Origin of the sequence: Halopseudomonas litoralis, from assembly GCF_900105005.1 — a bacterium.
In the GTDB taxonomy this organism is placed as follows: Bacteria; Pseudomonadota; Gammaproteobacteria; order Pseudomonadales; family Pseudomonadaceae; genus Halopseudomonas; species Halopseudomonas litoralis.
On the sequence record NZ_LT629748.1, the window covers coordinates 1,213,226 to 1,235,992 of the forward strand.

A 22,767-nucleotide genomic window follows, 5' to 3' on the forward strand; every position below is an offset into this window, starting at 1 on the left:
ACCTGCGACCGTGCGAAGACCCCGCACCTGCCAGAAAACCAATACAGCGCCCCGCCGCGACAGTTTAGGGCGGGGCGCTTACCGGTAGGCTTTATTCCTGATCGACGCTGCCCATGGCGGTGATGTTGAAGCCACCGTCCACGTACAGGATCTCACCGGAGATCCCGGAAGCCAGATCGGAACTCAGGAAGGCGCCGGCGTTGCCGACTTCTTCGATGGTCACGTTGCGGCGCAGCGGGGTGCGGGCTTCGTTGTAAGCCAGCATTTTGCGGAAGCTCTTGATGCCGGAGGCGGCCAGAGTACGGATCGGGCCGGCAGAAATGGCGTTGACGCGGATGCCGTCCTCGCCCAGGTTGTTGGCCAGATAACGCACGCCGGCTTCCAGACTGGCCTTGGCCATGCCCATGACGTTGTAGTTGGGCATGGTGCGCACAGCGCCGAGGTAGGTCAGGGTCAGCAGGTTGCCCTGACGCTTCTTCAGCATTTCGCGGCCGCCCTTGGCCAATGCGACAAAGCTGTAGGCACTGATGTCGTGGGCAATCTTGAAGCCCTCGCGGGTGGTTACTTCGGTGAAGTCGCCATCCAACTGATCGCCGGGAGCGAAACCGACCGAATGCACGATGCAGTCGATACCATCCGGCCATTTCTGGCTCAGCTCGGTGAACACCTGCTCGATCTGCGCATCATCGGCGACGTCACAAGGGAAGCACATGTCAGCACTGGAACCCCAGTCGGCAGCGAAGCCTTCGACGCGGCCCTTGAGTTTCTCGTTCTGATAGGTGAAGGCCAGCTCAGCGCCTTCACGGTGCATTGCCGCAGCAATACCCGAGGCGATGGACAATTTGCTGGCTACGCCAACGATGAGTACGCGCTTTCCGCTTAGAAATCCCATGTCTGTTTCCTGTTATTCAAAGGGGGCCTCAATCGAGGCCGACTTATCGGATACCGGGTGAGCGAACGCTGCCTCGAGCAGCTGACGGGTATAGTCATGCTGCGGTGCGGCAAAGAGCTGCTCAGCCGGTCCCTGTTCTACAATTTCGCCCCGGCGTATGACCATCAGCTGATGACTGAGGGCCTTGACCACCGCCAGGTCGTGGCTTATGAACAGATAGCTCAGATTGTGCTTGCGTTGCAGCTCGCGCAGCAACTCGACCACCTGGCTCTGCACCGTTCTATCCAGCGCCGAAGTTGGCTCGTCCAGCAAAATCAATGACGGCTTCAGCACCAGCGCCCGGGCGATGGCGACGCGCTGACGTTGCCCACCCGAAAATTCGTGCGGATAGCGATGCCGACTTTCTGGGTCCAGGCCAACTTCCTGCATGGCCTGAATCACCATCTGCTCGCGCTCCGGCGCACTGCCGATGCGGTGAATATCCAGGCCTTCACTGATGATCTGCGCGATTGACATGCGCGGACTCAGGCTTCCGAAGGGATCCTGAAATACCACCTGAAACTGCCTGCGTACCGGGCGAACCGCATTTTGATCGAGTCCATCCAGTCGCTGGCCGTTGCATTCTATCAGGCCCTGACTGTCCGTGAGCCGCAGCAGCGCCATGCCCAGTGTGGTCTTGCCTGAGCCACTTTCACCGACGATACCCAGGGTCTGCCCGCGTTGCAGGCTGAAAGTGGCATCGGTGACCGCTTTGACGTGATCTACGGTACGCCGGAACACGCCCTGGCGGATCGGAAACCATACCCGCAGTTGCTCGGCACGCATCACTACCGGGGCCGCAGTGTCAGCTTCTACCGGCTTGCCTGACGGATCGGCAGCCAGCAGCCGCTGCGTGTATTCATGCTGCGGTCGGGCAAACAATTCTGCACAATCGTTCTCTTCGACGACCCGACCCTGATACATGACACATACTCGATGGGCAATTCTGCGCACCAGGTTGAGGTCGTGGCTGATCAACAGCAGCGCCATGCCGAGTTTCTGCTGCAACGACTTCAGCAATTCGAGGATTTTCAGCTGCACGGTGACGTCCAGCGCGGTGGTCGGCTCGTCGGCGATCAGCAGCTCCGGCTCGTTGGCCAGGGCCATGGCGATCATCACCCGTTGCCGCTGGCCACCGGACAGTTCGTGGGGGTAGGCGCTCAGGCGCTTGGCCGGCTCCGGAATGCCGACCAGCTCCAGCAATTCCAGGGTTCGGGCTCGGGCGGCTTTCTTGTCCAGGCCCTTGTGCAGAAAGAGCACCTCGTTGATCTGCCGCTCCACCGTATGCAAGGGATTCAGCGAGCTCATCGGCTCCTGAAAGATCATCGAAATGCGGTTGCCGCGCACCTTGCGCAACTGCTTTTCCGACGCGCCGAGCAGATCCTGATCTCGATACAGAATGCGCCCACTGGGGTGTCTGGCCTGGGGGTAGGGCAGCAGGCGCAGGATGGAATGCGCGGTCACCGACTTGCCCGAACCACTTTCGCCGACCAGCGCCAGTGTCTCGCCCGGGCGAATATCAAAGCTCACACCGCGTACGGCCTGAATCTCCTGCTTTTCACTGGCGAAAGCGACACTGAGATTGTCGATCCGTATCAATGGCTGTTCGGTCATGATTTCCTCGGGTCGAAAGCGTCGCGCAGGGCTTCGCCAATGAATACCAGCAGCGACAGCATGACTGACAGCACCACAAAGGCGGTCAGACCCAGCCAGGGCGCCTGCAGGTTGGCCTTGCCCTGGGCAATCAGCTCACCCAGTGACGGCGAGCCGGGCGGCAGGCCGAAGCCGAGAAAGTCCAGCGAGGTCAGGGTGATGACGCCACCGGTCAGAATGAACGGAAAGAAGGTCAGCGTGGCGACCATGGCATTGGGCAGGATATGCCGGAACATGATGCTGCCATTGCTGGCTCCCAGCGCGCGGGCGGCACGCACATATTCCAGATTGCGCCCGCGCAGAAATTCGGCGCGGACCACATCTACCAGGGCCATCCAGGAGAACAGCAGCATGATCCCCAGCAGCCACCAGAAGTTCGGCTGCACGAAGCTGGCCAGGATGATCAGCAGATAGAGCACCGGCAGGCCCGACCAGACTTCAATGAAGCGCTGGCCGAACAGATCGATGCGGCCACCATAAAACCCCTGAACGGCACCGGCAATGACGCCGATGATCGAGCTGAGGATGGTCAGGGTCAGGGCGAACAGCACCGAGATGCGGAAGCCGTAGATCACTCGCGACATGACATCCCGGGCCTGGTCGTCGGTGCCCAGCCAGTTGTCAGATGACGGCGGCGCGGGGGCGGGCAATTGCAGGTCGTAGTTGATGGTTTCATAGCTGTAGGGGATGGGCGGCCAGAACATCCAGCCGCCTGACTCCTCGATCAGCTCACGCACATAAGGGCTGCGATAATCGGCCTCGATGGGGAATTCCCCGCCGAATTCGGTTTCCGCGTAGCGGTTGAGTACCGGAAAATACAGTTCATCCTGGTAGCTCAGCAGCAGTGGCTTGTCGTTGGCCAGAAACTCGGCCCCCAGACTCAGCACGAACAGCACCAGAAACACATGCAGCGACCACCAGCCGCGGCGATTGGCGCGGAAGCGGGCGAAGCGCCGGCGGTTGAGCGGTGACAACTGAAAACGCGACATCGACTCAACCCTCCCGGCTTTCGAAGTCGATGCGCGGATCGACCAGGGTGTAGGCGATGTCACCGATCAGCTTCACTACCAGCCCGAGCAGGGTGAAGATGTACAGGGTGCCGAACATCAACGGGTAGTCCCGGTTGATGGCCGCTTCAAAGCCGAGCAGGCCCAGCCCGTCCAGCGAGAAGATCACCTCGATCAGCAGCGCGCCGGTGAAAAACACGCTGATCAGCGCCGAGGGAAAACCGGCGATGATCAGCAGCATGGCGTTGCGGAATACGTGGCCGTAGAGCACGCGATTCTCGGACAGGCCCTTGGAACGTGCGGTGGTCACGTACTGCTTGCCGATCTCATCGAGAAAGCAGTTCTTGGTGAGCATGGTCAGGGTGGCGAAACTGCCGATGACCATGGCGGTAATCGGCAACACCAGGTGCCACAGGTAGTCGGTGATCTTGCCCCAGGTATCCAGCTCTTCCCAGTTGTTGGAGGTCAGCCCGCGCAGTGGGAACCAGTCGAAATAGCTGCCACCGGCAAACACCACGATCAACAGGATCGCCAGCAAAAAGCCGGGGATGGCGTAACCGACAATGATCAGCGAACTGGTCCATACATCGAATGCCGAACCGTGACGAATGGCCTTGCGAATGCCCAGCGGGATGGAGATCAGATATGTGAGCAGGGTGGTCCACAGCCCTAATGAGATGGACACCGGCATCTTCTCGATGATCAGGTCGATGACGCTGGCATCGCGAAAGAAGCTGTCACCGAAGTCGAAGGTCAGGTAGCCCTTGATCATCAGCCAGAAGCGTTCATGGGCGGGCTTGTCGAAGCCGTACATCTTTTCTATCTCGGCGATGATTTCCGGATCCAGACCCTGGGCTCCCCGGTAATTGCCGCCACTGGAGACCTCGCCCTGGGCGCTGCCGCCAATGCGGCTGGTAGCACCTTCAAAGCCTTCGAGGTTGGCAATCATCTGCTCCACCGGGCCGCCGGGGGCGGCCTGGATGATCAGGAAGTTGATCAGCAGAATACCGAAGAGGGTAGGGATGATCAGCAGCAGGCGTCGAATGATGTAGGCGAGCATGGCTCAGGGCTCCTGCTCTGGGGTCGGCAATACCGACACCGGCTCAGGCGCGCCGGGTTTCACCCACCAGGTATACATGCCCACGTCGTACTTGGGCGCCTGTGCGGGGTGGGCGAACTTGTCCCAATAGGCCACCCGGTAGACCGGCGTATGGTAGTTGGGAACCAGATAGTGCCCGGCGCGCAGCACGCGGTCCAGGGCCCGGGTGTGCGTGATCAGCTCGGCGCGTGAGTCGGCGACGATCAGACCTTCCACCAGTTGGTCGATGGCCGGATCGCGCAGGCCTATCAGGTTGCGACTGCCGGGGTTGTCGGCGCTGCTGGAGTGCCAGTATTCCCGCTGTTCGTTACCCGGTGAATTGGATTGGGAAAAGCCGGTGACGACCATGTCGAAATCTCTCGAGCGCAGCCGGTTCACGTATTGCGAGACATCGATGCGGCGCAGCTGCATGTCGATTCCCAAGGAGGCCAGGTTACGTTTGAAAGGCAGCAGCACGCGCTCGAAATCAGCCTGAATCAATAGGAACTCGAAGCTCAGCGGCACACCCTCGGCATTGATCAATTGATCGTTCTCGATCCGCCAGCCTGCGTCCTGCAGCAGCTCGTAGGCCTGGCGCCGCTGGTCACGGATACTGCCGCTGCCATCGGTCTGCGGCGGTATGTAGGCGCTGTCGAACACAGTGTTGGACAGTTGCTCGCGCAATGGTTCCAGCAGTGCCAGTTCATCTTCCCCGGGCAGGCTTTCGGCAGCCAGTTCGGAGTTGCCGAAGTAGCTGGCGCTGCGGGTGTAGGCGCCATGGAACAGGCGTTGATTGGCCCATTCGAAATCGAACAGCAGGGCGATCGCCTGGCGCACGCGGATATCCTGGAAATACGGTTTGCGCAGGTTGAAGATGAATCCCTGCATACCCTGGGTGTTCTGGTTGGCTATCTCTTCCTTGATGATGCGCCCTTCACTGAGGGCCGGGCTGTCATAGCCGGTCGCCCAGTTCTTGGCGCTGAACTCCAGGTTGAAATCCAGCTGGCCGGCCTTGAACGCCTCCAGGGCGATGCCGGTGTCGCGGTAGTAGTCCACCACCACGCGGTCGAAGTTGTAGAAGCCCTTGCGCACCGGCAGCTCGGCTGCCCAGTAGTCGGTGACCCGCTCGAAACTCACCGAGCGGCCGGGGCGCACCTGGCCGATGCGGTAGGGGCCGCTGCCCAGTGGTGGCTCCAGGCCGTTGCGGGAGAAGTCCCGCTCGGCCCAGTAATGTGCCGGCAGCACCGGCAGTTGCCCCAGCACCATGGGCAGCTCGCGGTTGTTGCCGTGGTGGAAGTGGAAGGTCACGCTGCGCTCGCTGTCAGCCACCACCTCTTTCACATCGGCGTAATAGGCTTTGTAGAAAGGCGCACCCTGTTCCACCAGGATATTGAAGGTGAATACCACATCGGCCGCGGTGACCGGCTCGCCGTCATGAAAGCGCGCCTCAGGGCGCAGATGGAAGCGCACCCAGGTATTATCCGGTGCTCGCTCGATGCGCTCGGCCAGCAGGCCGTATTCGGAGAAGGGCTCATCCAGTGACTGCACGGTAAGGGTATCGTAGATCAGGCCGAGTTCGTCGGCCGCGGTGCCGCGGCTGATAAAGCCGTTGAAGGAATCAAAGCTGCCAAAACCCGAAAGCCGCAAGGTGCCACCTTTGGGGGCTTGGGGATTGACGTAATCGAAGTGGGCGAAATCTTCAGGGTATTTCGGTGGCTCGCCGTAGAGCGTCAATGCATGTCCGCCGACCGCGGCCGTTGATGCTGCCAGCAGCAGGCATCCCAAACAGGTTTTGAACATGTCGAACATCGAGGTGGCCTTTCCTTGTTCAGTCGCTCTTGTTATCTATCCACCAACTGCGGATGGACAATGAGTAGGGTGGTGTCGTCAATGACCGCAGCGTACTTCGATGGGCAATGCGATGGTAGTTTATATACCAGTTCGGGATTGTATAGTGCTCCCATAACAACACCCTATCTATCGCTTTGGCTGCGGCAATCTGTTTTGTGCGTGTGTCAGCGGCCTGCAGTGTGTCCAGCAGGTCATCCACCACCGGGTTGCTGATGCCGGCATAGTTGCGGCTGCCCTTGACGTGGCGCTGGGATGAGTGGAAATAAACGTGCTGTTCCTGTCCCGGCGACAGGCCCTGGGGCAGGGTGGTGAGAATCATGTCGAAATCGAACTGGTCGAGACGCGCCTTGTACTGTGCCCGATCCACGGTGCGGATACGCAGGTCGATACCCAGGCGCGCGAGATTGGTGCGATAAGGTAACAGAATGCGCTCCAGGCTCGGGTTGACCAGCAATATCTCGAACGTCAGGGGCCGACCTTCGCTGTTTTGCAGGCGGCCGTTCTTCAAGTGCCAGCCAGCCTCGGCAAACAGATCCACAGCGTTACGCAGGGTTGCCCGCGGAATGCCGCGCCCATCGGTTGTCGGCAGATTGAACGGCTGCAGGAAAAGCGCCTTTGGCAGTTGGTCACGATATTCATTCAGATACAGGAATTCCTGACCGGAGGGCAGCTCCGTAGCGCTGAAGGGACTGTTCGGGTAATAGCTCAGAGCGCGCTGGTAGGCGTCATAGAAGAGCACTCGATTCGACCATTCGAAATCGAACAACATACCCAGTGCCTGGCGCACCAGTCGTTGATCGAAGGGGTTGCGTCGGGTATTGAAAAACAACGCCTGGGTCGAAGCCGGAATCTCATGTTCGATGGCGCGCTTGACCACGGATCCTGACGCCACCGCGGGGAAATCATAGGCATTGGCCCAGTTGCTGGCCTTGTGGTCCAGGTAGATGTCGAACTCGCCGGCCTTGAAGGCTTCAAAGGCGACGTTGTTATCGCGATAGAACTCCACTTCCATGCGGTCGACATTGTATTTTCCACGATTGATCGGCAGGTCCTTGGCCCAGTAGTCCTTGACCCGCTGGTAAACCAGTCGCCGGCCCGGTACCACCTCTGTGATCCGATAGGGACCGCTGTTCAACGCCGGCTCGAAGGTGGTGTCGCCGAAGCTGCGGTCGCGCCAATAATGCTCGGGCAGCACGGGTAGCTCACCGAGGCGCAGAATCAGCAGCGGATTATTCGCCCGTTTGAAGATAAAGCGGATACGGTGCGTGCCCAGCAGATCGATACGTTCGATATCCTGCAACATGGCGCGGTAGTTCGGATGGCCTTCCTTGCTCAACAGGCGGTAACTGAAGGCAACGTCATGGGCGGTAATCGGACGGCCGTCATGAAAGCGCGCTTGCGGCCTGAGATTGAAGACCACCCAACTGCGATCATCGGAGAACTCCAGGGTCTCGGCAATCAGGCCATAGGCGGAATAGGGCTCATCGCCCGAGGGGTCATAGATGCCGCTGCCGGCCATCAACGGCTCGTTCAGTTCGTTGATGCCGTACTGATAGAAGTTGCCGGTACTGATCGGGCTGGTGCCCTTGAGGGTGTAAGGATTGACCGTGTCGAAGGTGCCGCTGCCCATGATCCGCAGCGTGCCGCCCTTGGGCGCATCCGGGTTGACGTAATCGAGGTGGGTGAAGTCCTTCTGATACTTGGGTTGGCCGAATACCGCGTAGCCGTGCTGCTTATAGACGGTCGCGCTTGCCGCCGGGCAGAGCAGGATGGTCAGCAGGAGGGCGTACAGCAGTTTCAACGGCAAGATCATGGACTATCGCGTAACCGGAGGGGCTTGGGGGTAACAGACCCTAAGCTAACATCCCCCGGCTATAAGCGAAAGCGCCTGACCGATCGAACCCGGTCAGGGCATATGCAGTGTCAGCTGCTGGCCCGGGCTGAGGTGGGTGTCGACGCCGTTCCAGGCACGCAGCTGCTTGATTTCCACGTTGAAACGTCGCGCGATACTGTACAGCGAGTCGCCGGATTTGACGGTATAGATACGCTTTTTGCGCTCTGCCTGCGTACTGGCCAGTTGGGTCGGACCGTGAGGCACGATCAGCGTCTGGCCGATATTGATCAGGCTGCCTTGAATGTCATTAGCCTGACGCAGCATATTCACGCTCAGGTTATGTCGTTTGGCAATCTGCGTCAGGCTGTCGCCGCGGCGCACTGTGTAGCGGGTAAAGGGAATTCGTTCGCTGTCCGGCAGGCTGGCCAGCGCGGAGCTGAACTGTTGCGCCTGGTCCACTGGAATCAGCAACTGATACGGTCCTGAAGGTGTCGCTACACGATGCTTGAAAGCCGGATTGAGGTACTTCATCTCATCGCTGGAGATGCTCGCCAACTCCGCCGCCTTGATCAGGTCCAGCGGGCGTTTGATGGTGATCTGCGCGAAATAGGGCTGATCATGCAGAGACGGCAATACGGTTCCGTATTGCTCGGGACTGTTGATGATCTGGCTCAAGGCCAGCAGCTTGGGTACGTAATTCATTGTTTCGCGCGGCAGCTGCAGGTTCCAGTAGTCGGCAGGCAGACCCATGCTCTGGTTGCGTTTGACGGCGCGGCTCACACAGCCTTCACCGCAGTTATAGGCCGCCACGGCCAATAGCCAGTCGCCATCGAACATGTCACCCAATTTGGTCAGGTAATCCAAGGCGGCGGCGGTAGAGGCGGTGATGTCGCGACGTCCGTCGTACCAGTCATCCTGACGCAGAGCGAATACCCGGCCGGTGGAGGGAATGAACTGCCATATACCTGCCGCATGGGAAGTGGAATAAGCCATGGGGTTATAGCCGCTTTCCACGAAGGGCAGCAGCGCCAGCTCCAGAGGCATGCCACGCTTGTCCAGCTCTTCCACTACATAATGCAGATAACGCTGAGCCCGTTTCGAGGTGATTTCGAAATAGCGGGGCTGAGAAGCGAAAAACAGTCGTTGCTGATCGATCCTGGGGTTGTCAATGACCGCCGGGTCGAGCATGAAACCGTCGCGGATGCGCGTCCAGAGAGTACGCGGCTCCTCTATTCGATGCGGCGGACGCCAGCGTGGGACAGACGGTTTGGTAGCCTGCGACACAGGGGTCGGATGCTCGGTGAGAGTGGGAGATTGGCCTACTGGCCCGGTGCTGGTCTGACAGCCGACAAGAACGACGAGCCACAGCGTCAGGAGTCCGTTTCTGAGTGCTTTGGGCGAAAAATGCATGAGCTGGTCCGTGAAAATTTGCTCGATTCTAGGGAGTCACTTCCCCAGGGTCAAGGAAGCCGGGCGGGACCTCTTGCCGCACCGGCGTGGGACGTCATGCAAAGGGGCGTTATAAGCGGCGCAGTCCCGCTCGTCTGGACTGTTTCAGAATGTGTCTTTCCATGATCTGATGGCGGAAAATGTCTGCACGCCGGTGGTCGGCATGGCGCCGCTGTGGGCCGCAGCGGCTGCGCGCACATGCTGATCCTCGCAACGCAGGAAGGGGTTGGTACGCTTTTCCAGCGCCAGGGTCGTGGGCAGGGTTATTCTGCCGTCGCGGCGCAGATCCTCGACCACTTCAAGGCGCACCTTTATATCCGGATTGTTCGGTTCAACCGCCCGGGCAAATCGCAGGTTGGCCTGGGTATATTCGTGGGTGCAGTATATGGTGGTGTTGTCCGGCAGATTGGCCAGACGTTGCAGCGAGGCATGCATTTGCTCGGCAGTGCCTTCGAACAGCCTGCCGCAGCCACCAGCGAACAGAGTATCGCCGCTCAGCAGCCAGGGATCCTGCAGGTGATTGCAGAAGTAGGCGATATGATCCAGTGTGTGACCGGGCACGGTCAGTACCTCGATCTCCTGTTCGAACAGGCACACCCGGAAGCCGTCTTCGAGTCGGCGGTCGATGCCTTTAATGTTGTCGTTCGCTGGCCCCCAGACCTTGCAGCCGGTGGCACCCTTGAGGGTGAGCACGCCGCCGGTGTGATCCTGGTGATGGTGGGTGAGCAGGATGGTGCTCAACTGGTACTCCGGATGGCGACTCAGCCAGGTAATGACAGGCTGGGCGTCGCCCGGATCCACCGCAGCGACCTGCAGAGTGGTCTCGTCCAGCAGCAGCCAGATATAGTTATCCTGGAACGCTGGTAACGCAATGAACTGTGGCATGGGCATGCACCTTCCTAGAATAGTGGTTTCCATCTTAGGAGGTAATATGACTCAGGCCAACCCGGAGGTCTTATGGTGATACCAGAACTGTCGCGTTCCATCAGCCAGGATGACCTGCTGAAGCTGCTGGGCGTCGCGCGGGAATGGCTGGACACGGCTCCGGGTCGCTGGCTGTTGGACAGCGAGCGTGCGGTGATGCGCCAGGAGATGTCCGCCTGTTTCGGTCAGCATCTGGTTCAATACGGGCTGGCCGCAGAACTGCTCGACAGTGAGCGCTCGGTATTGCGTCATCACTGGCAGCTGGATCTTCTGGCGGGTCCCTTGGCGCTGCCCGCAGAAGAAACGCAATGGCCCTTTGCGCCGCACTCTCTGGATGCCGTGGTGCTTCACCATGGGCTGGATTTCTGTCTGTCCCCGCGCAGCCTGCTGCGCGAAGCCAGTCAGGCGGTGCGCGCCGGTGGTCATCTGCTGGTGTTCGGTTTCAACCCCTGGAGCAGTTGGGGAGTCAACCATTTCGCCGGCCGTGAGTGGTTCAGTGAAGCAGGCTTCGTCAGTCCGGCGCGACTGACCGACTGGTTGGAACTGCTTGGTTTTGCGGTGGAGAAACGCGTTGATGGATGTTATCTTCCGCCCCTCAAATCGCAGGCCTGGCTCCACCGGCTCGGACGTATCGATGCGCTGGGCCAACGGCATCAGTTACCGGGCGGCGGTTTCTATTTTCTGCTTGCGCGGCGGCAGACGCTGGGCGCCACGCCACGTCGGCAGCGGGGAATGGCCTTCCCGGCGCTGAGTCTCCCGCCCCTGGTTGCCGGCAACCGGCGAGCACATAAACGGAACAAGTAATGAGTCATGTAATCGAGATATTTACCGACGGTGCCTGCAAGGGCAACCCCGGGCCGGGCGGCTGGGGCGTACTGCTGCGCCTGGGCGAGCATCAGAAGACCCTGTTCGGTGGTGAGCTGGCCACCACCAACAACCGCATGGAGTTGACCGCGGCGATTCGCGGGCTGCAGGCATTGAAAAAGCCGGCCCAGGTGATGCTGACCACGGACTCGGAGTATGTCATGAAAGGCATCCGCGAATGGATGCCGAACTGGAAGAAGCGCGGCTGGAAGACCGCCAGCCGCCAGCCGGTCAAGAATGCCGATCTGTGGCAGGAGCTCGATGCCCTGGTGAACCAGCATCAGGTCGATTGGCGCTGGGTCAAGGGTCACAGTGGGCATCCGGAAAACGATCTGGCCGATGAGCTGGCCAACCGCGGTGTGGACCAGGTGCTGGGTAGAGGGAGTGCGTTGGATGCGTGAAGTAGTTCTGGATACCGAAACCACGGGTATCGAAGTTCGCGAAGGGCACCGCATCATCGAAATCGGTTGCGTTGAACTGATCGACCGGCGTCTGACCGGTCGCCATTTTCATGTATACATCAATCCCGAGCGCGAAGTGGAAGAGGGTGCGTTCGCCATCCACGGTATCAGTGATGAGTTTCTGGCGGACAAACCGCTGTTCGGCGAGGTTGCCGACAGCTTCATGGAATTCATTACCGGCGCCCGTCTGGTCATCCATAACGCAGCCTTTGACGTTGGTTTCATCGATGCGGAATTGCAACGTCTGGGCGCGGTGCATGGCCAGGTAGCTGATCATTGTTCCGTGGTGGATACACTGCGCACCGCCCGGGAAAAACATCCGGGCCAGCGCAACAGCCTGGATGCGCTGTGCAAGCGCTACGGGGTGGACAACTCCCAGCGTGATCTTCACGGCGCCTTGCTCGATGCCGAGATTCTGGCTGATGTCTACCTGATCATGACGGGTGGCCAGACGGCGTTGCTGCTGTCCAATCAGGGCTCCGGCGATGCCGGCGCAATTGATGCTGGCACCATCCGTAGACTCGATCCGGCGACCCGGCCACAATTGGTAGTCATCCGCGCCAGCGAGGCCGAACTGGCGGCACACGAAGAGCGCTTGGCGGCTATTGAAAAGGCGGCGGGCTTCGTAGCCTGGCAACCGGCAGTGGAGTTGGCGGCGGACTAGGGAAGAGGAGCCCTGCTGCCAGCATGCGAAGCGGTATGCGCCCGAGCAGAAGGCTTGATATAGTTGGCGCTATTGTCTCGGTACAACCGGTCAAGAACAATAATCAGGGAGCCTTTACAGATGCATGAATACCAGTCGCTGAAAGTCGAACAGCAAGGCGCCATCGCGCATATTCTGATCAATCGGCCGGCCAAGGCCAACGCCATGGATGAAGCTTTCTGGACCGAGATGGTCGAGGTGTTCGACTGGGTCGACCAGACCGACAGCGTGCGTGTCGCGGTCATATCCGGGGTGGGCGAGCATTTTTCCGCTGGAATCGATCTGGCCATGCTGGCCCAGGCGGCCGGTAGCCTGACCCAGGACATCGGCCGCAATGCCGAACGTATTCGCCGTAATATCCTGCGCCTGCAGGCCGCCTTCAACGCCGTGGATGACTGCCGCAAGCCCGTCATTGCCGCCATTCACGGCTACTGCATCGGCGGTGCGATAGACCTGATTTCTGCCTGCGACATGCGTTATGCTACGGCCGATGCACACTTTTCGATCAAGGAGATCGATATGGGCATGGCGGCGGATGTAGGTACCCTGCAGCGATTGCCGCACCTTATCGGGGATGGCATGATGCAGGAATTGGCGTATACCGGCCGTGCCATGCACGGTGACGAAGCCAGGCAGCTCGGTCTGGTCAACAAGGTCTATGCTGATCATGCCGAATTGATCGAAGGCGTGATGACCCTCGCCGGTGAGATTGCCGCCAAGTCACCGCTGGCCATCCGCGGGACCAAGGAAATGATTCGCTATAGTCGTGATCACAGCGTTGCAGAGGGCTTGAACTATATCGCCACCTGGAACGCGGCCATGCTTCAATCGGAAGATCTCAAGCTGGCGATGGCGGCACATATGAGCAAAAAGCCAGCCGAGTTCGCCGATTGAGCGTACCAGTCTGACTGCAGGGACGAAGGAGACTGAAGCGATGTTAACCGGTGCCACATCACTTGATCTTGTCAGGGACGAACTCTTCGCCAGCGTGGCCGGCGTGGAAGATCTACTGCAGCAATTTCTCGAAGAACGACAGAACGGCAGTCTGCTGCAACAGGCGATCGAAGGTTTGCAGCAGCTGCGCGGGACGCTGAACCTGATCGAGCTGGGCGGCGCTGCGTTGCTGCTCGAAGAAATGATAGCGCTGGCAACGGATATCCCGGTGCACGAGGGTGACGGCAGAAACGCCCCCTTGACGGCGTTATGCAACAGCCTGTTCCTGCTGCAGCGTTATCTGCATCTGTGTCGTCAGCAGGGCGCGGAGCGACCCGAGTTGCTGCTGCCTACCATCAACGACCTGCGCTCGCACAGATCGGATGCGCCATCTCTGCCCGAAAGCCATTTCTATCCGCTGGAACTACAACGCGTACCTATGGCCCTGCGTGACGGCGCACGTGAACCACTGGATGCCCGGAGTTTCGCCCGATTGCGCCAGATGTATCAACTTGGCTTGCTTGGCATGATCCGGGACGAGCGTCCAACAGCCGGCATTTCATTGATGCAGCGGGCGTTGCAGCGCTGGGAAACCCGTCTGGATGACCGCGCAGCAACCCTGTGCTGGGTGGCGTCCGCGTCGCTTGAAGCGGTCGATGGCATGCCGCTGTTGCTGACCCCTGAGCGCAAGCGGCTGTACTCGCGTCTGGATCGGGAGATCAAGCGTCTGGCCGGAGGTCTTCCGGATACGGGCACGGCGCCGCAGTTGCTGCGCGAATTGTTATATCTGGTGGCCCTGGGGGATGCCAGGTGTGTGTTGTGCGAGGAAGTTCGCCGCGCGGTCAATCTGCCTGAGCCGGGTTACACTGAAGCCGCCTTGCAGAGGGGGTTTGACAGTCTGCGCGGCCCCGGCGCCGATGTCATGCGCTCAGTTGCCGACGCGCTGCACGAAGAGATCGCCACCATCAAGGATTTGCTTGACCTGCTGGCACGCAATGCCGGAGACGCCGAGCAGTCTCTGGACAGCCTGGATGTCGCATTGCAGCGATTATGGAAGACCCTGAACATGCTGGATATGCCGGGCGTATCCGAGCGGATTCGCAACGCCACCGGACAGCTGGGCCAATGGCAGCCGGGCAATAATGCAGTGCTGGAGCAGGTGGCTGATGCGGTGCTGCATGCAGAGCTGGTGGTCAACCGGCTTGAGAATGAAGGCGAATCGTTGGGCTCGTTGGGCGATGCTCAACAGCCCGGTCCGGTTGAGTTGAAGGAAGCGCACATCGTCCTGGTGGAAGAATCCCAGGCGGGTCTGGCATTGGCCAGACGGGCCGTTACCGCCTATATCGAATCGGGCAACGACCGTATGCATCTGTTGAATGTGCCGGCTACCCTGGAAACCGTACGCGGTGGCCTGATCTTCCTCGGTATGACCCGGGCTGCAGACATCATCCTCACCGCGTCGCGTTTCATTCGCGAGTCGATGTTGGAGCGTCAGGCCGCCACGGGCACGCAGCAACTCGAAGTGCTTGCCGATGCGCTGACGAGTATCGAATTCTATCTGGAGTCAGCGGAACGTTCGTCGGTGGGTACAGGTGATGTTCTGGCCCTCGCCGAAGACAGTCTGGCTGAGCTCGGTTACAGCGTGGGAGCCTGACGCGATGCAGAAGTTTGCCCGGTTCACTGCCTCCTTCTCGGCCGAGAGCCGAACGGATGGTTGGGTGCTGATCCGCCATGAACAGTCTTTCGCCATGTACCAGGGCAACCTGCTGCATGATCCAGACATGGCGCGTTATCTGGGTGATGCAGAGTACCAACTGACCCTGGGGCTGCTTGATGATCAGCCATGCCGGCTGGTGCGGGTCAAGGAACAGCTCGATGTGCCGGGACTGTCCTGGCATGATTTGCGGGCCCTGCTCGGTCAGGTGGATGACTCGACCTTCCGCCTGCTCGGTGTTGCCCAGCAGCTTGACATCTGGCATGACACCCATCGCTTTTGCGGACATTGCGGGCAGCCGACCCATATCCGGCCTGATGAGCGGGCGATGGAATGCAGCAGCTGTGGCAATAGGCAATATCCCAAGCTGGCGCCATGCATCATCGTACTCATCACCCGTGGCGAGGAAGTGCTGCTGGCACGCTCAGCCAACTTCCGGTCAGGCTTCTTCAGCACCCTGGCGGGGTTCATCGAGCCCGGCGAATCTGCTGAAGAGGCTTTGCGCCGTGAGGTAATGGAAGAGGTCGGTGTAACAGTCGATCATATCGAATATCTCGGCAGCCAGAATTGGCCGTTCCCGAATTCGCTGATGCTGGGTTTTCATGCGAGTTATGTCGACGGTGATATCGTGCCGCAGCCTGGCGAAATTGAAGAGGCCCACTGGTGGCATGTCAATCAGTTGCCGCCCATCCCGCCCCAAGGAACTATCTCTCGCTGGTTGATCGATTGTTATCTGGCTCGACTGGCCGGCCAGCCGCAGCCCCCCGTTCCAGCTTGAAATCAGGGAAGCGCTGAACAAGGAGTTCACATGCAATATGCTGGTCTGGCAGGGCTGGTAGGATGCCTCGCGTTGTTGTTGCTATATCTGACTTTACGCTGCGGTTGGCGGCTTGATTGGTTGTATGGCTGGCTGAAGGGCTCACTGCTGTTGCTGCTTCTGCTGTGCTGCGCGATTGTAGCGGTGGCGGCCTGGGAACTGTATCAATTCCGCCCGATAGCCGATGGTGCTCGCATAGCTACCCTGGAGCTGCATGAGACCGCTCCGCAGCGCTATGAGGCGACGCTGAGCTCTGCCGCGGGTAGCCAGCATCTGCAGCTGGAGGGTGACCTCTGGGAACTGGAAGTTCAGGTGTTGCGTTGGCAGGGGTTTCCGCATGTCCTGGGGCTGCAGGATGGTTATCGTCTGGACACCCTCAATGGTCGCTATCTGGCCCTGGAGCAGCAGCGCGAGACCGGCCTGTTGCTGGATCGTTCGCTGCACGCTACGCCGCGCTGGCGCGATGCCTGGCGGTGGTTGGATCGGCTGGATTTTGGCTGGCTCTATGCAGACGCCTTTGCCATACGCTTCATGCCGGCTGCTGAGGGAGCCGAGTTTGCCATTGAAATTGGCGCCACCGGCCTGTCGCCAGTGGCCACAAACCTGCAGGCGCTTGAGGTACTGAAAGGATTCGAGTGACAATGCCGGCCGCGAGGCCGGCATGCGGGCATCAGGACAGCATGCCGCCGTCCACATTGATGGCGGTGCCGGTGGTGTAGCTGGAAGCATCACTCACCAGATACAACACGGTACCGGCCATCTCGCTCGGGTCGGCCGGGCGAGCCAGAGGGATACGCTGCAGGGCGGGCTTGAGAATGCTGTCATTCTTGACCAGCGCCGAGGCGAATTTGGTGTCGGTCAGACCCGGCAGCAGCGCGTTGCAGCGGATACCGAACTGCGCACATTCCTTGGCGAACACCTTGGTCATATTGATGACCGCTGCCTTGGTGATCGAGTAGATCCCCTGCATCATGCCCGGCACCATGCCATTGACCGAAGCAACGTTGAGGATGGCGCCGCCGCCGTTCTCGCGCATCAGCTTGCCGGCTTCGACCGACATGAAGAAATACCCGCGGATGTTCACATCGACGGTCTTCTGAAAGGCGTCCAGGTCGGTATCCAGCACATTGCCGAAATAGGGGTTGGTGGCCGCATTGTTGACCAGGATGTCCAGCTTGCCGAACTGGCTGCGAATGGACTCGATGGTGGCGTTGATCTGTTCCATCTCACCGATATGGCAGGCCATGGCCGTGGCCTTGCCGCCGGCGGCAACGATGGCATTTGCCACTTCCTGGCAGCCGTCGATCTTGCGGCTGCTGACGATGACATGAGCGCCCTGTTGAGCCAGCAGCTTGGCAATGGCCTCGCCGATACCACGACTGGCGCCGGTTACCAGCGCGATTTTACCGTCCAGATCGAACAGTTGAGTTTTCTGCATGGGTCTTGTCCTTGTTGAAGTAAGCATGATCGTCGGTCAATCTAATGCAGCACGCTGGCTCTGCCAATATAAAGCGACGCTTATCAGAAAACGTGTTGTTGGCCGATTGGCTGTGTCAATCAGCAGCGCATAAAAAACCGGAGCCAGGCTCCGGTTTTCATACTGCTGCCCGATCAGACCGGGAAGAGTTCGCCCAGCTTCAGCGCCAGCATCATGTCGCCTTCAGCGCGCAGCTTGCCGCCCATGAAGGCCTGCATGCCGTCGGTCTCACCGGAGATCACGCCGTTCAGCGTTTCGGAGTCCATGATCAGGGTAACGTTGGGATCTTCTGCGTCGCCCTTGCTGACTGCGCAGGTGCCATCTTTGATTACTGTGTAGAAGTTTTCGTCGTCTTCGATGTTGAACTGGAAAACCAGGTCCAGGCCGGCAGCTGCAGCCGGGTTGAACTTGCTTTCCATGTTATTGATGATGTCAGCAACGGTAGTCATGGATTCTTCCTTATAGTGCTTTTACAGTAAGGCAACGGCGGAACCGTCGCGGTGGCATCAGTGGTGTAGCTCAATAGAGGGTATGGTGGGCCACCCAGCCTGTCAACAAGAATCATACGCTCGTTTGAATCGTCTCTTGGTAGTCTTGTAATCCGAATACGATCATCCTGTATGCTTGATGCGGATCGGAACCCGAATCGAATGTGGAGAGGCTTGTGGATTGGCTTGCTGAGTATGGAATGTTTGCGGCAAAAGCGCTGACAGTGCTGTTGGCGTTGGTGTGTCTACTGTTGGTGATTGCCTCGCTCAAAGGGCGACAGCGCAAAGGTGAGGGCGCCCTGACGGTGACCCGATTGAATGACCAGCTGGCCCGCATGACCGAGCGGCTGGGTGAGGCCGTGCTGGACAAGCCTGCCCTCAAGGCGCTGCAGAAAACCCGCAAGCAGGAGAGGAAGGCGCGTGATAAAGGCACCGCCGAGCGGAACAAGGTCTTCGTGCTGAATTTTCACGGGGACATCAGGGCCAGCGCTCTGGAGAATCTGCGTCACGAAGTCACAGCGGTACTGGAATTGGCCACACCCCAGGATGAGGTAGTGGTAAAGCTGGAAAGCGGCGGCGGCATGGTGCATTCCTACGGGCTTGCTGCAGCGCAGCTTACCCGACTGCGCGAGGCGGGCGTGCCATTGACCGTATGCGTGGACAAGGTTGCCGCCAGCGGCGGCTACATGATGGCCTGTGTCGCTGACCGGATCTTGGTAGCGCCTTTTGCCATGCTGGGGTCCATTGGTGTGGTTGCCCAGTTGCCCAATTTTCATCGCGTGCTGAAGAATCATGACGTCGATTACGAAATGCTCACCGCCGGCGAGTACAAGCGCACCCTGACCATGTTCGGTGAGAATACCGACAAAGGCCGGGAAAAATTCCAGGAAGATCTGGAAAATATTCATCGGTTGTTCAAGCAGTTTGTCGAGCGCTATCGACCTTCACTGAATGTCGACGCGGTTGCCACCGGCGAGGTCTGGTTTGGAGTCGAGACGCTGGAGCGGGCATTGGCGGATGAAGTGAACACCAGCGATGACTATATCAATCGGCGCATTCGTCAGGCTGATGTCTTCGAAGTGCACTTTGCCCGTCCCAAGCGGCTGCAGGATCGCCTGTCATCCAGCATGTCGGCAGCGCTGGATCGCGTGCTGCTGACCTGGGCGTCACGTTTTTACAATCAGCGTTTCTGGTAGGAGTCGGTCATGTCCCAGTTCAAGGCGTTACTGGTCAACGAAGAACAAGGGGAATTCATTCCCCGCGTGGTTACCCGGCATATAGACGAATTGCCCGCCGGTGAAGTACTTATTCGTGTGCAATGGTCGTCACTCAACTACAAGGATGCGATGTCCGCCAGCGGCAACCGCGGCATTACCCGCAATTTCCCACATACGCCGGGCATTGATGCGGCCGGCGTAGTCGAGGCCAGCTCGGTGGCGGAATTGGCGGTCGGTGATGAGGTGATCGTTACCGGGTACGACCTGGGCATGAACACATCCGGCGGTTTCGGCCAGTACATCCGAGTGCCTGCCGCCTGGGTGCTGAAGCGTCCCGCTGGGCTGAGCCTGCGTGACAGCATGGTGCTGGGTACTGCCGGGCTGACTGCCGCGCTGTGCATCGACAAACTGGAACGGGCCGGTCTGGTGCCCGGCGCCGGACCGGTGCTGGTCACCGGAGCGACCGGTGGGGTCGGCAGCATCGCGGTGGCTATGCTGGCGCAGCTGGGGCATGAAGTGGTCGCGGTGACCGGCAAGGCCGATAAGGTGGAGCTACTGCAGCGACTTGGGGCGACCCGAGTGCTCAGTCGGGCCGAACTGCAAGCGGGCACCAATAAGGTACTGCTGACAGAGCAGTGGGCCGGCGCGGTAGATACCGTTGGTGGCGACATCCTGTTCAATGTGGTCAAGTCATTGCGTTACGACGCCAGTGTCGCCTGCTGCGGCCTGACTGCGGGTGGCCAGTTCCAGGCCAGCGTATTCCCCTTCATTTTGCGCAACGTCAATCTGCTGGGCGTCGACTCGGTGGAACAGCCACTGGTGGTCAAGGCCTCCATGTGGGATCGGCTGTCGCTGCAATGGAAAACCGACCTCAGCCAGCTGGAGCAGGAAATCACCCTGGAACAACTGCCAGAGTATATCGACACCATCCTCGCCAGTGGCATGGTCGGCCGCGCAGTGGTCAAGCTGGGGTAGGGCGGTATGAGCACCCTGGATCTGTTCCATGAGGATCAACCAGGCCAGCGGGTAGCGATGGGCGCCCAAGCGTTCATCCTGCCCGGCTTCGCCAATCCTTGGCTCAATCAGCTACTCCCGGCACTGCAGGCCATCCAACAGCAGGCTCCCTTCCGCCAGATGATCACCAAAGGCGGCCGCCGCATGTCAGTACAGACCACCGCCTGCGGTGAACTCGGCTGGGTCTCCAGTGACCACGGCTACCGTTACTGCCCTATCGATCCGACCAGCGGACAAGCCTGGCCAGTCATACCCAGCTGTCTACTTGAACTCGCCCAGCGCGCCGCCGCAGAAGCCGGTTTCAACCACTTCCATCCCGACACCTGCCTGATCAACCGCTACCTCCCCGGAGCCCGCATGGGCCTGCACCAGGACAAGGATGAAAAAGGTTTCAAGGCACCCATCGTCTCGGTATCTCTGGGCATGTCCGCCACGTTCCTGTTCGGCGGCTTCAAACGCTCCGACCGACCAGCCAGAACAATACTGAACCACGGCGATGTAGTGGTGTGGGGCGGGGTAGACCGGATGCGTTTTCATGGCGTAATGCCGGTGGGCGATATGCCGCATCCAGAGCTGGGTAGTCAGCGGATCAATCTGACGCTGAGAAAGGCAGGGTAGAGGTGGCAAGACGCCATTGCTTGAGGTATGTTCTGACACGGGCATTGGAATGCAGATCTCTCTTCCTCAGGTGGACATGGATAGCCGTCATTTCCCAGCCAACTCGGCCGCAACAGTATTCTCCAGCCGAGCGCGGTAGCCATTCTGAAAAGCGAACCAGAGCGCTGAGACCGCAGATGTAATGAATTCACAAAAAGAAGACGTCAAGCGAATACAGGATGGCGGAGGTGGGTGGTCGCCAGCTGCAGTGCAACACCTGCTTGCATGGGGAGGTGCAATATTTCAGTTGTCGCGATCGGCACTGCCCGCAATGCCAGTGGCGCGTGATTCAGCAATGGGCCGAGCGGCAACGCGCAGACATTCTGGCCGTGCCCTATCACCATGTGGTGTTTACCCTGCCGCATCAGCTCAATGGCTGGGTGCAACTGCATCCGGAGTTGATCTGTCGACTGCTGTTCCAGGCCGTGTGGGGCACGCTGGATCGGTTTGGACGCGACCCCAAACGCCTGAATGGTCAACTGGGCATGACGGCTGTACTGCACACCTGGGGGCAGACTCTTGGTCAGCATGTGCATCTGCACTGCCTGGTACCAGCGGGTGCGCTCGGTGACGACGGCCACTGGCACGCCGCACGCAGTAACTACCTGTTCCCGGTGCGGGCGCTGTCCAGGCGTTACCGCGGCCTGATGGTCAGCGCCAGGCGCCAGGCGCCAGGCGGCAAGTCAGCATCAGCTGTCGCGTGTAACGCAGGCAGGCGAGGTGGATAGATTATTGAACAGCCTGATGGCTACTGAATGGGTCGTGTACAGCAAGCACTGCCTGCAGCACACCAGCAGCGTGGTCGATTATCTGGCGCGCTACACACGCCGGATCGCCATCAGCAATGCACGCGTGCGGCAGGTAGACGAGCAGGGTGTGACCTTCAGTTACAAGGACTACCGCCAGAGTGCGCGCTCCAGAGAGATGACCCTGAGCGGCGACGAGCTCGACTTGGACAGCTGAGGTCTGCACTGCTGCTCGGTGATATTGCGCACAAGGAAAAGACGGATGCGGGCACACCCAGCCCGCATAGCGGTCTTGTGTGTAACGCATGCAAGCGCCCGCACCTGTATTGCGTTGGGACAGTGGCGCCGGAGCGGGGGCAAGACACAGGCCACTTGCGACGACGTTGAATGCCTTGCCGGTTGGGGGAGACTGCCTGGCAGAGCAAGGCACGGCCGTACTGGCCATAAGGTGGCAATCGTAAGCAAATCGCGCTAATTTTACGTTATCAAGGAACCCGAGAGCATCGACATGGATATACACAACCGGTCAATCCGGCTTTTTCAAGCGCCACGTGGCCGCTGTCCAGCTGTCGCGACCTCACCTTCTCAATACAAAACCCTATAGATGCTGCGTGATCGCCGTTGCGGCTCAGTCCAACAGACATTTGATCGGCATGCTGTGCACACCGTTCAAATGCTTAGATGTTATATTTCAATAGGAAATACATGGATATCAATCAAGTAAAATTCATACACGACTATCTCGTCGATTACTTTGATAATTCTGATGACCCCGTATCACCTCCGGGTGTTAAAGATGAAGACTTATTGAACTCATCAGTTTCGCGACCATTCATGAGTGTCGGCGGTCAAGATGCATACCCTGGAATCTTTTACAAAGCAGCAGCATTATTCCATTCAATTATCAATAATCATTGCTTTTACAATGGAAACAAGCGGTAGTTGTCAA

Annotated in this window: 21 protein-coding genes and 1 pseudogene; 12 read left to right on the forward strand and 10 right to left on the reverse strand. The window is 59.3% G+C overall.

Going from position 1 to position 22,767, the window contains the following annotated elements; translation table 11 throughout:
• Positions 1 to 91: 91 nt before the first annotated feature.
• The 8 genes from fabI to gloB all read right to left on the reverse strand — a co-directional run bounded on the left by fabI (position 92) and on the right by gloB (position 10,688).
• The gene (gene fabI / locus BLU11_RS05920; RefSeq protein WP_090272497.1) at positions 92 to 892 is read right to left on the reverse strand and encodes an enoyl-ACP reductase FabI; all 801 of its coding nucleotides are present in this window, start codon (positions 890 to 892) and stop codon (positions 92 to 94) included.
• A 12-nt stretch (positions 893 to 904) separates the two neighbouring features.
• Positions 905 to 2,545 carry an ABC transporter ATP-binding protein gene (locus BLU11_RS05925; protein ID WP_090272498.1) on the reverse strand — a complete coding sequence of 547 codons (1,641 nt, stop codon included), beginning with the start codon at positions 2,543 to 2,545 and terminating at the stop codon, positions 905 to 907.
• On the reverse strand, positions 2,542 to 3,573 hold the full coding sequence (locus BLU11_RS05930; protein ID WP_090272499.1) for an ABC transporter permease: 1,032 nt from the start codon (positions 3,571 to 3,573) through the stop codon (positions 2,542 to 2,544). The genes BLU11_RS05925 and BLU11_RS05930 overlap by 4 nt, the downstream gene beginning before the upstream one ends.
• 4 nt (positions 3,574 to 3,577) lie before the next feature.
• Positions 3,578 to 4,651 (reverse strand): microcin C ABC transporter permease YejB, encoded by a 1,074-nt coding sequence (locus BLU11_RS05935; RefSeq protein ID WP_090272500.1) that lies wholly within the window; start codon positions 4,649 to 4,651, stop codon positions 3,578 to 3,580.
• A gap of 3 nt (positions 4,652 to 4,654) precedes the next feature.
• Entirely contained in the window at positions 4,655 to 6,478 is a 1,824-nt protein-coding gene (locus BLU11_RS05940; RefSeq protein ID WP_090272501.1) for an extracellular solute-binding protein, read from the reverse strand.
• A 19-nt stretch (positions 6,479 to 6,497) separates the two neighbouring features.
• Positions 6,498 to 8,333: an extracellular solute-binding protein gene (locus tag BLU11_RS05945; protein WP_090272502.1), complete on the reverse strand. Its 1,836-nt coding sequence runs from the start codon at positions 8,331 to 8,333 to the stop codon at positions 6,498 to 6,500.
• Between the two features lie 93 nt (positions 8,334 to 8,426).
• Positions 8,427 to 9,764, reverse strand: coding sequence for a LysM peptidoglycan-binding domain-containing protein (locus tag BLU11_RS05950; protein WP_090272503.1), 1,338 nt, complete (start codon positions 9,762 to 9,764; stop codon positions 8,427 to 8,429).
• Positions 9,765 to 9,908: 144 nt separating this feature from the next.
• Entirely contained in the window at positions 9,909 to 10,688 is a 780-nt protein-coding gene (gene gloB, locus BLU11_RS05955; RefSeq protein WP_090276282.1) for a hydroxyacylglutathione hydrolase, read from the reverse strand.
• Between the two features lie 72 nt (positions 10,689 to 10,760).
• Here gloB and BLU11_RS05960 point away from each other — a divergent pair, with 72 nt between their 5' ends.
• The 7 genes from BLU11_RS05960 to BLU11_RS05990 all read left to right on the forward strand — a co-directional run bounded on the left by BLU11_RS05960 (position 10,761) and on the right by BLU11_RS05990 (position 16,858).
• Entirely contained in the window at positions 10,761 to 11,531 is a 771-nt protein-coding gene (locus BLU11_RS05960; protein WP_090272504.1) for a class I SAM-dependent methyltransferase, read from the forward strand.
• Complete coding sequence (rnhA, locus tag BLU11_RS05965; protein WP_090272505.1) at positions 11,531 to 11,992, forward strand: ribonuclease HI; 462 nt, start codon at positions 11,531 to 11,533, stop codon at positions 11,990 to 11,992. Before BLU11_RS05960 ends, rnhA begins: the two co-directional genes overlap by 1 nt.
• Complete coding sequence (gene dnaQ, locus BLU11_RS05970) at positions 11,985 to 12,716, forward strand: DNA polymerase III subunit epsilon (protein WP_090272506.1); 732 nt, start codon at positions 11,985 to 11,987, stop codon at positions 12,714 to 12,716. Before rnhA ends, dnaQ begins: the two co-directional genes overlap by 8 nt.
• A 120-nt stretch (positions 12,717 to 12,836) precedes the next feature.
• Entirely contained in the window at positions 12,837 to 13,649 is an 813-nt protein-coding gene (locus BLU11_RS05975) for a crotonase/enoyl-CoA hydratase family protein (RefSeq protein WP_090272507.1), read from the forward strand.
• Between the two features lie 40 nt (positions 13,650 to 13,689).
• Positions 13,690 to 15,342: a hypothetical protein gene (locus BLU11_RS05980; RefSeq protein ID WP_090272508.1), complete on the forward strand. Its 1,653-nt coding sequence runs from the start codon at positions 13,690 to 13,692 to the stop codon at positions 15,340 to 15,342.
• Between the two features lie 4 nt (positions 15,343 to 15,346).
• Positions 15,347 to 16,180 carry an NAD(+) diphosphatase gene (gene nudC, locus BLU11_RS05985; protein ID WP_157718572.1) on the forward strand — a complete coding sequence of 278 codons (834 nt, stop codon included), beginning with the start codon at positions 15,347 to 15,349 and terminating at the stop codon, positions 16,178 to 16,180.
• A gap of 30 nt (positions 16,181 to 16,210) precedes the next feature.
• On the forward strand, positions 16,211 to 16,858 hold the full coding sequence (locus BLU11_RS05990; RefSeq protein ID WP_090272510.1) for a hypothetical protein: 648 nt from the start codon (positions 16,211 to 16,213) through the stop codon (positions 16,856 to 16,858).
• Between the two features lie 31 nt (positions 16,859 to 16,889).
• On the opposite strand, the gene BLU11_RS05995 is transcribed toward BLU11_RS05990, so the two are convergent.
• Both BLU11_RS05995 and BLU11_RS06000 read right to left on the reverse strand, forming a co-directional pair.
• On the reverse strand, positions 16,890 to 17,657 hold the full coding sequence (locus BLU11_RS05995) for an SDR family oxidoreductase (protein WP_090272511.1): 768 nt from the start codon (positions 17,655 to 17,657) through the stop codon (positions 16,890 to 16,892).
• Between the two features lie 173 nt (positions 17,658 to 17,830).
• The gene (locus BLU11_RS06000) at positions 17,831 to 18,145 is read right to left on the reverse strand and encodes an SCP2 sterol-binding domain-containing protein (protein WP_090272512.1); all 315 of its coding nucleotides are present in this window, start codon (positions 18,143 to 18,145) and stop codon (positions 17,831 to 17,833) included.
• Positions 18,146 to 18,360: 215 nt separating this feature from the next.
• Between BLU11_RS06000 and sohB the strand changes: the two genes are divergently transcribed.
• From sohB to BLU11_RS19790, 5 genes and pseudogenes are all read left to right on the forward strand, one after another.
• Entirely contained in the window at positions 18,361 to 19,380 is a 1,020-nt protein-coding gene (sohB, locus tag BLU11_RS06005; RefSeq protein WP_090272513.1) for a protease SohB, read from the forward strand.
• Positions 19,381 to 19,389: 9 nt separating this feature from the next.
• The gene (locus tag BLU11_RS06010) at positions 19,390 to 20,376 is read left to right on the forward strand and encodes a YhdH/YhfP family quinone oxidoreductase (RefSeq protein WP_090272514.1); all 987 of its coding nucleotides are present in this window, start codon (positions 19,390 to 19,392) and stop codon (positions 20,374 to 20,376) included.
• 6 nt (positions 20,377 to 20,382) lie between these two features.
• Complete coding sequence (alkB, locus tag BLU11_RS06015) at positions 20,383 to 21,033, forward strand: DNA oxidative demethylase AlkB (RefSeq protein WP_090272515.1); 651 nt, start codon at positions 20,383 to 20,385, stop codon at positions 21,031 to 21,033.
• A gap of 215 nt (positions 21,034 to 21,248) precedes the next feature.
• Positions 21,249 to 22,205 (forward strand): annotated as a pseudogene (locus BLU11_RS19860) (IS91 family transposase); the annotation flags it as partial.
• 318 nt (positions 22,206 to 22,523) lie between these two features.
• A complete protein-coding gene (locus BLU11_RS19790; protein ID WP_090272518.1) occupies positions 22,524 to 22,760 on the forward strand; it encodes a type II toxin-antitoxin system death-on-curing family toxin in 237 nt (78 codons plus the stop codon).
• Positions 22,761 to 22,767 lie beyond the last annotated feature (7 nt).

What these genes read in the sequence shown, in the direction of transcription:
- rnhA (WP_090272505.1), top strand. Translation starts at nt 11,531, where the DNA reads ATGAGTCATGTAATCGAGATATTTACCGACGGTGCCTGCAAGGGCAAC.
- BLU11_RS05935 (WP_090272500.1), bottom strand. Translation starts at nt 4,651, where the DNA reads ATGCTCGCCTACATCATTCGACGCCTGCTGCTGATCATCCCTACCCTC.
- BLU11_RS05960 (WP_090272504.1), top strand. Translation starts at nt 10,761, where the DNA reads ATGGTGATACCAGAACTGTCGCGTTCCATCAGCCAGGATGACCTGCTG.
- BLU11_RS05925 (WP_090272498.1), bottom strand. Translation starts at nt 2,545, where the DNA reads ATGACCGAACAGCCATTGATACGGATCGACAATCTCAGTGTCGCTTTC.
- BLU11_RS06000 (WP_090272512.1), bottom strand. Translation starts at nt 18,145, where the DNA reads ATGACTACCGTTGCTGACATCATCAATAACATGGAAAGCAAGTTCAAC.
- BLU11_RS05950 (WP_090272503.1), bottom strand. Translation starts at nt 9,764, where the DNA reads ATGCATTTTTCGCCCAAAGCACTCAGAAACGGACTCCTGACGCTGTGG.
- BLU11_RS06010 (WP_090272514.1), top strand. Translation starts at nt 19,390, where the DNA reads ATGTCCCAGTTCAAGGCGTTACTGGTCAACGAAGAACAAGGGGAATTC.
- BLU11_RS19790 (WP_090272518.1), top strand. Translation starts at nt 22,524, where the DNA reads ATGGATATCAATCAAGTAAAATTCATACACGACTATCTCGTCGATTAC.
- BLU11_RS05975 (WP_090272507.1), top strand. Translation starts at nt 12,837, where the DNA reads ATGCATGAATACCAGTCGCTGAAAGTCGAACAGCAAGGCGCCATCGCG.
- BLU11_RS05945 (WP_090272502.1), bottom strand. Translation starts at nt 8,333, where the DNA reads ATGATCTTGCCGTTGAAACTGCTGTACGCCCTCCTGCTGACCATCCTG.
- dnaQ (WP_090272506.1), top strand. Translation starts at nt 11,985, where the DNA reads ATGCGTGAAGTAGTTCTGGATACCGAAACCACGGGTATCGAAGTTCGC.
- alkB (WP_090272515.1), top strand. Translation starts at nt 20,383, where the DNA reads ATGAGCACCCTGGATCTGTTCCATGAGGATCAACCAGGCCAGCGGGTA.
- BLU11_RS05990 (WP_090272510.1), top strand. Translation starts at nt 16,211, where the DNA reads ATGCAATATGCTGGTCTGGCAGGGCTGGTAGGATGCCTCGCGTTGTTG.
- gloB (WP_090276282.1), bottom strand. Translation starts at nt 10,688, where the DNA reads ATGCCACAGTTCATTGCGTTACCAGCGTTCCAGGATAACTATATCTGG.
- BLU11_RS05940 (WP_090272501.1), bottom strand. Translation starts at nt 6,478, where the DNA reads ATGTTCGACATGTTCAAAACCTGTTTGGGATGCCTGCTGCTGGCAGCA.
- BLU11_RS05995 (WP_090272511.1), bottom strand. Translation starts at nt 17,657, where the DNA reads ATGCAGAAAACTCAACTGTTCGATCTGGACGGTAAAATCGCGCTGGTA.
- BLU11_RS05930 (WP_090272499.1), bottom strand. Translation starts at nt 3,573, where the DNA reads ATGTCGCGTTTTCAGTTGTCACCGCTCAACCGCCGGCGCTTCGCCCGC.
- nudC (WP_157718572.1), top strand. Translation starts at nt 15,347, where the DNA reads ATGCAGAAGTTTGCCCGGTTCACTGCCTCCTTCTCGGCCGAGAGCCGA.
- fabI (WP_090272497.1), bottom strand. Translation starts at nt 892, where the DNA reads ATGGGATTTCTAAGCGGAAAGCGCGTACTCATCGTTGGCGTAGCCAGC.
- BLU11_RS05980 (WP_090272508.1), top strand. Translation starts at nt 13,690, where the DNA reads ATGTTAACCGGTGCCACATCACTTGATCTTGTCAGGGACGAACTCTTC.